Source organism: Nocardia sp. CY15, assembly GCF_009829295.1.
Lineage (GTDB): Bacteria > Actinomycetota > Actinomycetes > Mycobacteriales > Mycobacteriaceae > Nocardia > Nocardia sputi.
The window spans coordinates 45,838-58,330 of record NZ_VUOT01000036.1; the positions used below are offsets into that span (position 1 = coordinate 45,838).

Below are 12,493 nucleotides of genomic sequence, written 5' to 3' on the forward strand. Positions count from 1 at the left end.
TGGGGGGTTACCTCAGCAGCGTAGTTGTGCAGGTCGGGCACGGCATCCGCGGGGTCGGCCAAGACATCGGCGATGTCACGGAGAACACACCGGGCGTGGATAGCATGACGGCATGCGCATAGCCCACTTCGGTCATTCCTGCCTCCTCGTCGAGCTGCACGGCAAGAAGATCCTGTTCGACCCGGGCACCTTCTCGCACGGCTTCGAGGGCCTCACCGGCCTGGACGCGATCGCGGTCACCCATCAGCATCCCGACCACATCGACCCGGACCGGATCGAGGCGCTGATCGAGGCGAACCCCGGCGCACGGTTGCTGTCGGATCCGCAGACCGCCCAGCAGCGCGGCGAGCCGTGGGAACCGGTGCGCGCGGGCAACATCCTGACGCTCGACGGTCTCCAGATCACCGGCGGCGGCGGCAGGCACGCCGTCATCCACCCGGAGATTCCCGTGATCGACAACACGGTCTTCCTGCTGGGCACCCCGGCCGACCCGGCGCAGCTGGTACACCCCGGTGATTCGCTGTGGGTGCCGCCGGTCCCGGTCGGCGTGCTGGCCGCTCCGGCGGTCGCACCGTGGATGCGGATCAGCGAGGCCGTCGATTACCTGCGCGCCGTCGCGCCGCGGGTAGCGCTGCCCATCCACTTCGGCATCATCCGGCCCGAGGCACAGGGCATCTACTTCGGCCGGCTGAACGAGATGGCGCCCGAGGGGACCGAATTCCGGGTGCTCGCACCGGAGGACGCCACCGAGCTGTAGGTCTAGCCGGTATAGGTCGCGAGGAACAGCGCTTCGGCCAGCGCCATGTGCTCGATCTCCTCGGGATCGACGCTCTCATTGGGCGCGTGGATCAGAGATTTCGGTTCTTCGACTCCGAGCAGCATGATCTCCGCGTCCGGGTAGGTGGCGGCGAAGACGTTGCACAGCGGGATCGAGCCGCCCTGCCCCTGGGTGGTCGGCGCGCGTCCATAGGATGCGGCCAGCGCCGCCTCCATCGCCGCGCGCGCCGGTCCCCCGGCGGGAGACCGGAACGGCGCGGCGATGCCTTCCAGTTCCACGGTCAGCTGGGCGCGCCACGGCGTATGCGCCTGCAGATGCGCCACGAGAGCCCGGTGCGCCTGATCCGGATCGGTGCCCGGCGGAATCCGCAGATTCAGGCGGGCCCGCGCGATCGGCGGAATCGCGGCCGCGGATCCCACCACCGGCGGCGCGTCGATGCCCAGCACCGTCAGCGCCGGTCGCGCCCAGAGCAGATCGGCGACGTCGCCGTCACCGATGAGTTCGACATCGCGCAGGACGCCCGCGTCGGCGTGGAACTGCTCGCGCGGGTACCGCACGCCCGGCCAAACCTGATCGTTGGCCAAGCCGTCGATCGTGGTGTTGCCTCGCTCGTCGCGCAGCGAGGCCAGCAGCTGGATCAGCGCGGCCAGCGCGTCGGGGGCCGGGCCGCCGAACATGCCGGAATGCAAAGGGCTCGCGAGCGTTTCGACGGTGACCACGACGTTCACGCCACCGCGCAGCGTCTCGGTCAGCGTCGGCAGGCCCGCGGCGAAATTACCGCAGTCGCCGATCACGATCGCGTCCGCGCGCAGCAGGTCCGGGTGGGCTTCGACGAACCGCTCCAGTCCCCCGGTGCTCTGCTCCTCGGAGCCCTCCGCGACCACGGTGACACCCAGCGGCAGGTCCGGGCCGAGCGCACGCAAAGCCGTCAGGTGCATGACGATGTTGCCCTTGCAATCCGCGCTGCCGCGCCCGTACCAGCGGCCGTCGCGCTCCGTCAGCTCCCACGGCGAGGTACGCCACGCGGCCTCGTCCATCGGCGGCTGGACGTCGTAGTGACAGTAGAGCAACACCGTCGGCGCGCCCTCGGGAGCGGCCCGTGAGGCGACGACTGCCTTGGTGCCGTCCGGCGTTTCGTGCAGGCCGACCGTGGTGAGCCCCGCGGCGGCGAACGCGTCGGCCACCCACTGCGCCGCACGATCGCACTCCTCGGGAGGGAACTGCCGCGGATCGGCTACCGACTTGAACGAGACAAGTTGCGCCAGATCGGTTTTCGCCTGCTCCATCAAGCCTGCCACCGCACCGCGCAGCGCCGCGACACGCACATCCTCCGTCATTCCCCAACCTTATCTCCCGCCCTGGAACAGGAGGTCGTGCAACGAGTCGGGTGTCCGGGCGCGGCCTGTGATCCGGGGCGATTCCCAGGCGAGTACGAAGTGCGTCCAGAAGTCGGTCGCCGTGTGTCAAGGTGGGCGGGGAGGATGCCGGCAATCGAGTGGCATCCTCCAGGAGAGACGAGGCATACCCGCACACCTGTCGAATCGGGAGGCCGTACTCATGTCCGAAGGAGCCGATGATCTGTTCGCCCTACCGGGGTTGAGCCGATCCGCGCCGCGATCCGGATTCCCGGCGCACGAGATGTTTCCGCAGGTCGCTTACGAAATCGTGCACGACGAGCTGATGCTCGACGGCGTCTCCAGGATGAACCTGGCCACCTTCTGCACCACCTGGGTGGACGACCAGGCCCGCAGGCTGATGTCCGAATGCCTGGACAAGAACATCGTCGACAAGGACGAGTACCCGCAGACGGCCGAGCTGGAGCGCCGCGCCATGCGGATGGTCGCGGACCTGTGGCACGCGCCGGACCCGGCCACCACGCACGGCACCTCGACCATCGGGTCCAGCGAGGCGGCCATGCTCGGCGGACTCGCGGCCAAATTCCGCTGGCGCAAGCGTGGCGGCACCGGCACACCCAATTTCGTCTGCGGGCCTGTCCAGGTTTGCTGGGAGAAATTCGCGCGCTACTTCGACGTGGAGATCCGCCGGATTCCGCTGCGCGGGGACCGGCTCACCATGCACCCCGACGATGTCGCGGAACATTGCGACGCGAACACCATGATGGTCGTGCCCACCTTCGGCCAGACCTACACCGGTCTGTTCGAAGACGTCGCCGGGGTCAGCGCGGCGCTGGACACGCTGGAGCGCGAGCGCGGCTGGGACATTCCGATCCACGTGGACGCGGCCAGCGGCGGCTTTCTCGCCCCGTTCGCCGCCCCGGACCTCATCTGGGACTTCCGGTTGCCCAGGGTGAAGTCGATCAACGCCTCCGGGCACAAGACCGGGCTGGCTCCGCTCGGCGCGGGCTGGGCGATCTGGCGGGAGGCAGGCGACCTGCCGGAGGAGTTGATCTTCGACGTGGACTACCTCGGCGGCAGCATGGCCACCTTCAACTTGAACTTCTCCCGCCCGGGCGGACAGGCGATCACCCAGTACTACGAATTCATCCGCTTGGGCCGTGCCGGTTACGCCAGGGTGCAGGCCGCGATCTACCGGGTGGCGCAGCACTTGGCCGCGGGGCTGCGCGGGCTCGGGGTCTTCGAACTGATCCACGACGGCGACCCGCAGCGCGGCATCACCGCGGTGTGCTGGCGGCTGACCGGCGATCCCGGCTTCAACCTCTACGACCTGTCCGACCGGCTGCGTTCCAGAGGCTGGCTGATCGCGGCCTATCCGCTGCCCTCGGAGCGGGACGGCGAGACGGTGATGCGCGCGGTCCTGCGCCACGGCTTCACCATCGACATGGCCGACCTGCTGATCGCCGATCTCGACCGGTGCATCGGACAACTACGGCGGCGACCGTTCTCGACTTCGCTCACGCACGAGGAGGCAGGCGGATTCACGCATAACGCCACGCCCGCCGTGCCGGAGACGGAAATCGCGCCGTCCTGATCAGGACAGCGCCGCCGCCCGGCTACGCCATTCGCGGGCGGCGGCGCCGATCGGTCGCGCGAGCGCGGTCCCGACCGGCCGCGGGCGACGGCGCCGGCGCATCGCCGCCCGCGACGTCAGTCATGCGGCGCGCAGGGCCGGGAAGGATTCCCACCGGTAGGTGGCGCCGACCGCGCCGTGGAACAGCGCGAGGTCGACGGCGTCGAGCATGGCCTGGCGCGGGCCGGATCGCGCCAACTGGACGGCGGACACGGCAAGCCGCAGCACACCGCCGCGGCGGGCGGTGCGCGAGGCGCCCATGATCAGGGCGCGGCACCACCACGGCTCCGCGCGGAAGCCTTCGCCGATGCCGTACACCCTGGACTTCTGCGCCATATTGCGCTCCAGGTCGATGATCGCGGTCGAGCCGAGCGCCAACCGGAAACCGACTTCCGGCAGCGCGTCCAGCGCGCCCGCCGAAGCATCCCAGCGCGGGGCCGCGAACAGGCGGGTGCGCAGGTCGACCTGTTCGAGCACCCGATCCGCGGCGGTCAACCGCAACCGCGCTTCGTGCCGGGGCAGCGCGGCGAACTCGGCGCGCCGCCGCTTGGTGGCCGCCTGGTCGTAGCCGTGCAGCACGATGGCGTCGCCGCGCGCCCGCCGCCCGCGCAGCCAGGCCTGCGTCGCCGGGTCGTCGAGCAGCCGGTACTTGCCCTTCAACCGCGGGGCGACCAGCAGCGAGAGAGGTACGCCGCGCCGATCCATCTCCTCGGCGAATCCCATCGCTGTGTCCCGGGTGGTGTCCCTGATCCCGGAAATCGATACGATCAGCTCAGCGTTCATGAACTTACGGTGCCAGCCGCACATGTCCTCGACGTGCAGGCGGCATGACGGGGCGGCGAACACTCCGTCACGGGTGTATCGAGCGCTCACCCCGCTGACGGCGCGCCGCTACCGTCCGGCCGCCGGTTCGCGCGGGCGGCCGGACGGTGGGACTACGCGTCGGCGAGACCGACCGTGTCGAGTACCCAGGCGTGCTCGAAGGCCACTTCCCGCCACTTCTCGTAGCGCCCGCTCACCCCGCCGTGGCCCGCGCTCATCTCCGTCTTCAGCAGCAGCGGCGCGTCTCCGGTCGCGGTGGCGCGCAGCTTGGCGATCCACTTCGCGGGCTCGACGTACAACACGCGGGTGTCGTTCAGGCTGGTGATGGCCAGGATCGCCGGGTAGTCCCTGGCCTCGACGTTCTCATAGGGCGAGTAGGACTTCATGTACTCGTAGACGTCCTTGTCCGTCAGCGGGTTGCCCCACTCGTCCCACTCGATCACGGTCAGCGGAAGCGACGGGTCGAGGATGGAGGTGAGCGGGTCGACGAACGGGACGTTGGCGAGGATGCCCGCGAACAGCTCGGGGGCCAGGTTGGCGACCGCGCCGACCAGCAAGCCGCCCGCGCTGCCGCCGTCGGCGATCATCCGGTCGGCGGCGGTGACCCCGGTCTCGATGAGGCGCCGCGCGGCGGCGACGAAGTCGGTGAAGGTGTTCTTCTTGGTGAGCGTCTTGCCGTGCTCGTACCAGAGCCTGCCCATCTCGCCGCCGCCGCGCACGTGCGCGACCGCGAAGACCATGCCGCGATCCAGCAACGACAGCCGGGCGACCGAGAACGCCGGATCGATGCTCGCCTCGTAGGAGCCGTAGCCGTAGAGCAGCAACGGCTGCGGGCCGTCGACGGCCGTCGTCTTCTTCCGCACCAGCGAGATGGGGATCCGCGTGCCGTCCTCGGCGACCGCCCAGTCCCGGTGCTGTTCGTAGTCGTTCGCGTCGTAGCCGCCGAGCACGGGCTGTTCCTTGCGCAACAGCAGCTCGCCGGTGGCCGGAACGTAGTCGAATACCTGCATCGGCGTGATGAACGAGGTCAGCCCGATGCGCAGGGTCGGCTGGTCCCACTCCGGGTTGGATCCGACGCCGACCGCGAAGAGTTCCAGGTCGATGTCGAGTTCGCGCCGCTCGCCGTAGCCGGAGTCGGTCAGCGGCCACACCGCGATCCGAGTGAGCGCCTCGCGCCGGTAGCTGAGCACGAGGTGGTCGCGGAACGCGTCGATGTCCTCGAGTCGCACGTCGTCGCGGTGCCCGATCAGCTGCGTCAGGTTCGACGGGTCGTCGACCGGCGCTTCGGCGAGCACGAAGTTCTCCGCCTTGACGCCATCCACCACGTCGTTGTGCAGGATCAGGAACCGGTCCGCCCCGCCGATCACCGCGTGCTCGGCCGAGTACTCGACACCCTCGCGGCGCGGCAGCAGTACCCGGAACTCGCCCTCGGGGTCGTCGGATTCCAGCACCCAGCCCTCGCTGGTGATCTTGGAGCCGACCCAGATCATGAGGTATTTCTCCGACCGGCTGGCGCCGATGCTCACCCAATAGCGCTCGTCGGGCTCGTGGAACACCTTGACGTCGGGATCGGTGCTGCCGAGCCGGTGCCGCCACACCGTGTCCGGCCGCCACGACTCGTCGACGGTCTGATAGAAGACGTGGCTACCGTCCAGCGACCAGGTCGCGCCCGGCGCGGTGCCCTCGATCTCGTCGCCGAGCAGTTCACCGGTGCGCAGGTCCTTGAAACGCAGCACGTACCGTTCGTCGCCCACGTTGTCGACCGAGTAGGCGAGCAGATCGCCGTCGTGACTGATCGAGAACGCGCCGAGCGCGAAGAAATCGTGCCCTTCGGCCAGCTCGTTGCTGTCCAGCAGCACCTCTTCGCCCGGGACCTCGGTCTCGGCCTCCAACCGCGGCGGCGTCCACGCGTCGATGCCCTCGGCGCCCGCGGCGATCGGGCACCGGCAGTGCACGCCGTACTGCTTGCCCTCGAAGCTGCGCGAGTAGTACCAGTAGTCGCCCAGTCGGGTCGGCACCGAGAGGTCGGTCTCCTGCGTGCGCGCTTTGATCTCGTCGAAGATTCGCTCGCGCAACGTGCTCAGATGCTCGGTCTGTGCCTCGGTGTAGGCGTTCTCCGCCTCCAGATAGGCGATGACGTCGGGGTTCTCCTTCTCCCGCAGCCATTCGTACTCGTCGACGAAGACGTCGCCGTGATGGACCCGCTCGGTGGGCACCGTCTTGGCGACCGGCGGCGCCACCGCGCCGCTACCGGGTTCGGAGATCGTTCCGCTGTCGAGAGCCATGGCGTCCACCCTACTGTTCGGAGGCGCCCGCGCCCGCCGCTCGGATGATGCCGTCGAGCACGTCGCTGGTCCGGCGTAGATCGCACATCGCCTGATCGATCCTGGCGCGTTCCTCGGTCAGCCTTTCCACCAGGAACGGCGTCGCTCGGGCATTGGGGGTGCCGTCGACGTCGTGGATGCACGGCAGCAGTTCGCCGATCGTGTCGCTGTGCAGGCCGGCGGCGAACATCTCCTGGATGCGACGGACCCGATCGACCGCCGCCTCGGGATACTCCCGCTGCCCCCCGGAGGTCCGCTCCGAGGCCAGCAAACCTTTGGTTTCGTAGTACCGCAGCGACCGGACGCTCACACCGGTCCGCTCGGCCAGTTCACCGATCCGCACATTCGCTCCTTGACCTAACATCAATGTCAGGTTTTACGGTACAGCCATGCTGCTGTTGACCGAATACCGCAACCCTCCGCTCGACCTGCCCAACCGGATCGTCATGTCTCCGATGACGCGGTTGCGCTCGCTGCCCGACGGATCGCCGACCGGCGATGTCGTCGACTACTACGCCCAGCGCGCGACGGCCGGGCTCATCGTCACCGAGGGCATCTGGCCGCACTCCACCGGACAGAGCGAGGCCTGGGTGCCCGGATTGCAGACGCCCGCGCACGTTTCGGCGTGGCGGCGCGTCACCGAGGCGGTGCACGCGCGCGGCGGCCGGATCTTCGCGCAGCTCATGCACGGCGGACGCAAGGGCCACCCGCTGGCGCGGATCGATGGGTCCTGGCCCGCCGGACCGTCGGCGGTGCTGGACGACGATCGGGTGCACCTGATCGACGGCGGCAAGGCCGATCCCATCACGCCCGCCGCGCTCGATCGCGCCGGTATCGAGGCCGCCGTACGGCACTATGCCGCCGCGGCGCGCAACGCCATGGCCGCGGGCTTCGACGGGGTCGAGATCCACGGGGCCAATAGCTATTTCCTGCACCAGTTCCTCGCCGACAACACCAATTTGCGTGACGACGAGTACGGCGGATCGATCGCCAACCGCATGCGGTTGCCCCTCGCGGTGGTGGACGCGGTGACCGAGGCGATCGGCGCCGAGCGCACAGCTGTCCGGCTCTCGCCGGGCAACCCGCAGTTCAACATGTACGAAGCCGACCCGGCCCCGCTCTATCGGGCGCTCGTCGCCGAACTCGATGGGCGCGGTCTGGCCTACCTGCACCTCACCGACAACGACCGCTACCCGGCGCTGCGCGACTTGCGGCCGCTCTGGCACGGCACGCTCATGGCGAACATCGGCGAGAACCGCGAGCCCACCACGGCGGCGGGCGCCGAACAGGTGCTGCGCGCGGGTCTGGCCGACCTGGTCTCCTTCGGCAGGGCGTTCATCGCCAATCCCGATCTGGTGCACCGCATCCGCTACGACCTCCCGCTTGCGCCCATTCGCGAAGAACTCCTGTACGGCCGCACCGCCGAGGGCTACAGCGACTATCCCCACTGGTCGGCGGCCGAATTGGTGCGCGACTGACTCGTCGCTCCGGGAAGCAGCGAAAATCAGCTGCGGCCGCGGCCGGTGCGCGCCAGGATGATCGGCGTGTCAGTGTCGATTCGCGATCCCGACCGGATCGGGACCACACGCCTCACGGACGGACGGGCGCTGGGCTGGGCCGAATGGGGTCCGCCGGACGGCACTCCGGTGCTGCTGTGCCCGGGAGCGGCGACGAGTCGTCGGCTCGGCTTCGGCGCCGACTCCGTCGACGGGCTCGGGGTGCGCCTGGTCTCCGTCGACCGCCCCGGGTTGGGCGCTTCGACACCTGCTCCGGACCGAACATTCGCCTCGTTCGCCGACGATATCCGCGAGCTGTCCGCGCGCCGCGGGCTGGGCAGACCAGCGGTCGTAGGTAACTCGCAAGGTGCGCCGTTCGCGCTCGCGTGCGCGGTGGCCGGCGTGGCCGGGGCGGTGTCCCTGGTCTCCGCCGCGGACGAGCTCGCCGCCCCCGAATTCGCAGACGCGCTGCCCGAGGGAGTGCGAGCTCTCGTACACGGTGCCGCGCACGCCCCGGAGGCCGCCGCACGTCATCTCGCGGCGTTCGACGCGGACGCGATGTGGGATATGGTGATCGCCGCGAGTGCGCCGTCCGATGTCGCGGTCTATCGAAGCGCCGCGTTCGCGGCGTCCTATCGCTGTGCGCTGGCCGAAGCGTTCGCGCCAGGGCCCGGGGGATACGTGCACGACACCCTGCTCGCGATGCGCCGCTGGCCGTTCGACCTCGAGAAGATCGCGGTGCCGGTGGACATCTGGTACGGCGAACTGGATACCAGCCACTCCCCGGATCGCGGCGCATTCTTGTCCACCCGGATACCCGGTGCACGCCGCCACGTGGTCGCGGATGTAGGCGGCGCACTGCTCTGGGTACACGCCGAGCCGATTCTGCGTACCCTGCTCGGCCAGCACGCCGATCGGTGACTTCCTGCCGGAGGATGAGCCGACCCCGAGGGATGGCCGGGGCCAGGACGGTACCGCAGGCCCATCGATCAGCTCAGTCCAGTGCACCCCGAATCGAGGCGGCGAGATAGTCCAGATCGGGCCGCCGAGGACTGGTCGGCCGCCCGCGCAAACCGAACCCGTCGCCCGGGGTGCGCGGTATGACGTGCAGATGCACGTGAAAGACCTCCTGCCCGGCCGTCACCCCGTCCGCCAGGAAGAAATTGACTCCGTCGCACGCCACCTCGCTGGCCCGCAACGCCGCCGCCAACCGCTGTCCCACCTGGAACAGCTTCCCCCCGACGACCGGATCGAGCTCGGCGAGACTGCGCGCCGCCACCTTCGGCACCACCAGCAGATGCCCCGGCGTCATCGGCCGAATGTCCATGAACGCCAGCACATCGTCGTCCTCGTAGACCTTGCTCGACGGCGCTCGCCCGGCGACGATATCGGCGAAAATCGTGTAGGGATTCACGACCCGCAGTTTATTCGGGCAGATACTCGAACATAGATTGTAGCTGGTCGAGTCGAGGCAACAGTCCTCCACCGTGGACAGTGCTCACTGGCTGACGTACTCCGCGTAAGGGGTAGCAAGCTCCCACAGTCGTTCTTTCACGCTCCGGGCGTGGCCGACGATGCGTGGGTCAGTGGTGATAGCCAGACCTGCTGGCTTCCCTTGTTCGTTCACAAGGTTGTAGACAACGCGCTCGTTGTCGATGAGCCACCAGTCATCCGGGGAGACTTCTCCGGCGAGATGCCGCGGCAGGTACCGGATGTCCTCACCTGCCGCTGTATTCGTATCGGTCACCGACAACAACCACCGGTGATAATCGGTGTGAGGGACCGTGACCACACGCACGCGGCTGACGGTCACACCCCGGCCGGTCGTCTCCCGGATGAGATCGTTCCAACGATTCTTGTGCTCGTCCGACAATGCGGGCTCTCCGGCCAGAAATCGGCGAAACCGGTCCGACTCGGTCGGCACGGCGTAAGCATCCCGAACCTCGAGGTGGAATGCTTCGGCCTTGCAATCGCGGAACAGGGCGGACCAGTTCGGCGGCTCATGCTGAAGGTAGAGCACCTTAGAACGTCCTCCTGATCTTGCTGGTCGTCATTGTCTCGCTACCCGCTCAGACAGCTCCCGTACGTCGTTCATGGGCTGCGGTGATCAGATCGCGCGCCTGTTTGCCGGTCACGGACTGATTGGACAAGACGTCGAATGCGCGCCCATACAGTGCGACTTCCCTCGGCTGCTTGATGGTCAACTCTGCCGTGTGCCCTTCGACTTTGACCATCCGATTGTCGAACATGGTGAAATTCTCCAAGACCACCTTGGCCTCAGCTGTCAGCGGCACGATCCCCAACGTGACTCGCGGCATGCCGATAATCGAGTGCAGTCGATCGAGTTGGCCGCGCATCACATCGTCGTCGCCAACGGTTGTGTAGAGGGATCGCTCACTGATGACGAAGTGGAACCGGTGATCTCTGCGGTACAGGACTTGCTGCCGTTCGATGCGTTTGGACACGCCAGCGTCGATGTCGTTGGGCAAGTGATAGAACTCGATGACACTGCGCAGCTTGGCCTCGGCGTACTCGGCGGTTTGCAGCAGGCCTGGAATGATCTGCGGATCGTACGTGCGAATCAGCTTTGCTTCCGCTTCGAGCTTGGCATACAACTGCTGTCCGCGCTTGACGCCCGCGCTGAGCAACCGCCGGTACTCGAGATATGCGGCGTCGATGTTGTGCAGCGTGGCAAGCAGGTCGGGCAGCTGGTCGTGCGCCCGGCAGTGGTTGCAGTAAGCGCGGATATCGTCAGTCGAAGGCGTGTTCTTCCCGTGCTCGATGCGGGAAACCTTCGACTCGTGCCAACCTTCGCGGGAGGCAAGCTCTCGGCCGGTGATACCGGCATCACGCCGGATTTCCCGAAGCCTCTGGCCGAGAGCTTCCCTCGCGTCTTGAACAGAATCGGTCACCGCTGGATGCTGACCGAAGCGGCGAACTCGGTGTACGGGATGGCCCGATCCCAGAGCCTTTGCCTGACGACTCGGCAGTATGCCGCGACGCCGGGATCGTTGGTCACTGCCGCGCCGACCGGCTTGCCTGCGGCGTCGACGAGGTTGAACGCCACCAGTTCGTCATCGAACAACCACCAGTCATCGAGAGGAGTCTCTCCCGCGAGATGCCTGGGAATGTAACGAATGTCCTCGCCGGCGCTCACGCTACTTCCAGCCACGGACAACAACCACCGTTGATAGCCGGAAAGGGGCTCGGTTACCACGCGGATACGGCTCATCGTGACCCCGCGATCGGCCAGTGCTTCTATGAGTTCGATCCAGTCGTTCTTGTCGTAGCCGTCCGGCGGCTCCGGTTCGCCTGCGAGGAACCGCCGTAGCGGTGCAGACTCCTCGGGCTCGGCGTAGGAATCCCGGACCTCCAGGTGGAACGCTGAACGCTGGGCGCTCTCGAATAGCTCCAGCCAACGATCATCCGAGCGAAATTCCACCGTAGTAGTTCCTTTCAGCCTTCGGCACTTCGATGGCTGTTTCGTTGTCCTCCAGCACCAACTGGCTCAACGTTTCATGATCAGTGATGGGGCGGCCGGTCAACCTGAACGTCCCCCTACCCGTGTCCGTCATCGTCGCGCCGATGAAGGTGTCCGGCTCAGCGAAGCCGGTCAACAGGTGCGGAATCTCCACTGTCTCAGGCTCGCCGGTCTGCCATCCCTGAACGAGATAACTTCCCTGAGCAGTGGCATACAACGATGGGCAACCAGTCTTATCAGAGCCACCTTTGCCGAGGAATCGTAAGTTCATCATCAAGTCCCTCCCTGAATATTTGTGCATGCTTGCGCAGCACACCTCATGATCCGCCACTCTTGCGGCATATGCACCCTGTTAGGGGAAACCACGCAAGTCTGCGCAAGTTCGTGGACCTGGCGGATCTCGCTTCGTACCTTCGAATCCAGTCACTCACCGTCGGGCGGGTGCCAGCACCCGTGATCAGTCCGAGAAGTTTCCGGTGTCGCGTCCGGCTGAATACTGACCCTCTGGTTCCGGGTGAATGTTGACCCACCCGTGAACGATCATGAGGTGCTGAACGTGGAGGACTGGGCGGAGATCCGCCGGTTGCATCGCTCGGAGGGGATG

The 12,493-nt window shown here is 67.3% G+C and carries 13 protein-coding genes; 4 read left to right on the top strand and 9 right to left on the bottom strand.

Features of this window, described 5'->3' with window-relative positions:
• Window positions 1–112 precede the first annotated feature (112 nt).
• Window positions 113–757 carry an MBL fold metallo-hydrolase gene (locus GVY39_RS28655; RefSeq protein ID WP_159930020.1) on the top strand — a complete coding sequence of 215 codons (645 nt, stop codon included), beginning with the start codon at window positions 113–115 and terminating at the stop codon, window positions 755–757.
• 2 nt (window positions 758–759) lie between these two features.
• On the opposite strand, the gene GVY39_RS28660 is transcribed toward GVY39_RS28655, so the two are convergent.
• Window positions 760–2,115 carry a dipeptidase gene (locus GVY39_RS28660; protein ID WP_159930022.1) on the bottom strand — a complete coding sequence of 452 codons (1,356 nt, stop codon included), beginning with the start codon at window positions 2,113–2,115 and terminating at the stop codon, window positions 760–762.
• 220 nt (window positions 2,116–2,335) lie between these two features.
• Here GVY39_RS28660 and GVY39_RS28665 point away from each other — a divergent pair, with 220 nt between their 5' ends.
• Window positions 2,336–3,727: a glutamate decarboxylase gene (locus tag GVY39_RS28665; protein WP_159930024.1), complete on the top strand. Its 1,392-nt coding sequence runs from the start codon at window positions 2,336–2,338 to the stop codon at window positions 3,725–3,727.
• Between the two features lie 120 nt (window positions 3,728–3,847).
• On the opposite strand, the gene GVY39_RS28670 is transcribed toward GVY39_RS28665, so the two are convergent.
• The 3 genes from GVY39_RS28670 to GVY39_RS28680 all read right to left on the bottom strand — a co-directional run bounded on the left by GVY39_RS28670 (window position 3,848) and on the right by GVY39_RS28680 (window position 7,255).
• On the bottom strand, window positions 3,848–4,549 hold the full coding sequence (locus GVY39_RS28670; protein ID WP_159930026.1) for a DUF2334 domain-containing protein: 702 nt from the start codon (window positions 4,547–4,549) through the stop codon (window positions 3,848–3,850).
• Between the two features lie 152 nt (window positions 4,550–4,701).
• Entirely contained in the window at window positions 4,702–6,873 is a 2,172-nt protein-coding gene (locus GVY39_RS28675) for a S9 family peptidase (protein WP_201295384.1), read from the bottom strand.
• 10 nt (window positions 6,874–6,883) lie between these two features.
• Complete coding sequence (locus tag GVY39_RS28680) at window positions 6,884–7,255, bottom strand: MerR family transcriptional regulator (protein WP_159930028.1); 372 nt, start codon at window positions 7,253–7,255, stop codon at window positions 6,884–6,886.
• A gap of 46 nt (window positions 7,256–7,301) precedes the next feature.
• Here GVY39_RS28680 and GVY39_RS28685 point away from each other — a divergent pair, with 46 nt between their 5' ends.
• Both GVY39_RS28685 and GVY39_RS28690 read left to right on the top strand, forming a co-directional pair.
• Window positions 7,302–8,390 (top strand): alkene reductase, encoded by a 1,089-nt coding sequence (locus GVY39_RS28685; RefSeq protein WP_159930029.1) that lies wholly within the window; start codon window positions 7,302–7,304, stop codon window positions 8,388–8,390.
• 66 nt (window positions 8,391–8,456) lie between these two features.
• Window positions 8,457–9,329, top strand: a complete 873-nt coding sequence (locus GVY39_RS28690; RefSeq protein ID WP_201295385.1) for an alpha/beta fold hydrolase — start codon at window positions 8,457–8,459, stop codon at window positions 9,327–9,329.
• 73 nt (window positions 9,330–9,402) lie between these two features.
• Here the strand turns inward: GVY39_RS28690 and GVY39_RS28695 are convergent, their stop codons facing one another.
• The 5 genes from GVY39_RS28695 to GVY39_RS28715 form a co-directional block, all read right to left on the bottom strand.
• Window positions 9,403–9,822 carry an HIT family protein gene (locus GVY39_RS28695; RefSeq protein ID WP_159930030.1) on the bottom strand — a complete coding sequence of 140 codons (420 nt, stop codon included), beginning with the start codon at window positions 9,820–9,822 and terminating at the stop codon, window positions 9,403–9,405.
• Window positions 9,823–9,906: 84 nt separating this feature from the next.
• Window positions 9,907–10,428 (bottom strand): DUF6879 family protein, encoded by a 522-nt coding sequence (locus GVY39_RS28700; RefSeq protein ID WP_236565725.1) that lies wholly within the window; start codon window positions 10,426–10,428, stop codon window positions 9,907–9,909.
• Window positions 10,429–10,477: 49 nt separating this feature from the next.
• The gene (locus GVY39_RS28705) at window positions 10,478–11,320 is read right to left on the bottom strand and encodes a helix-turn-helix transcriptional regulator (RefSeq protein ID WP_159930031.1); all 843 of its coding nucleotides are present in this window, start codon (window positions 11,318–11,320) and stop codon (window positions 10,478–10,480) included.
• Window positions 11,317–11,850 (bottom strand): DUF6879 family protein, encoded by a 534-nt coding sequence (locus GVY39_RS28710; protein WP_159930032.1) that lies wholly within the window; start codon window positions 11,848–11,850, stop codon window positions 11,317–11,319. The genes GVY39_RS28705 and GVY39_RS28710 overlap by 4 nt, the downstream gene beginning before the upstream one ends.
• Entirely contained in the window at window positions 11,831–12,163 is a 333-nt protein-coding gene (locus tag GVY39_RS28715; RefSeq protein ID WP_236565726.1) for a hypothetical protein, read from the bottom strand. The genes GVY39_RS28710 and GVY39_RS28715 overlap by 20 nt, the downstream gene beginning before the upstream one ends.
• Between the last annotated feature and the right edge of the window lie 330 nt (window positions 12,164–12,493).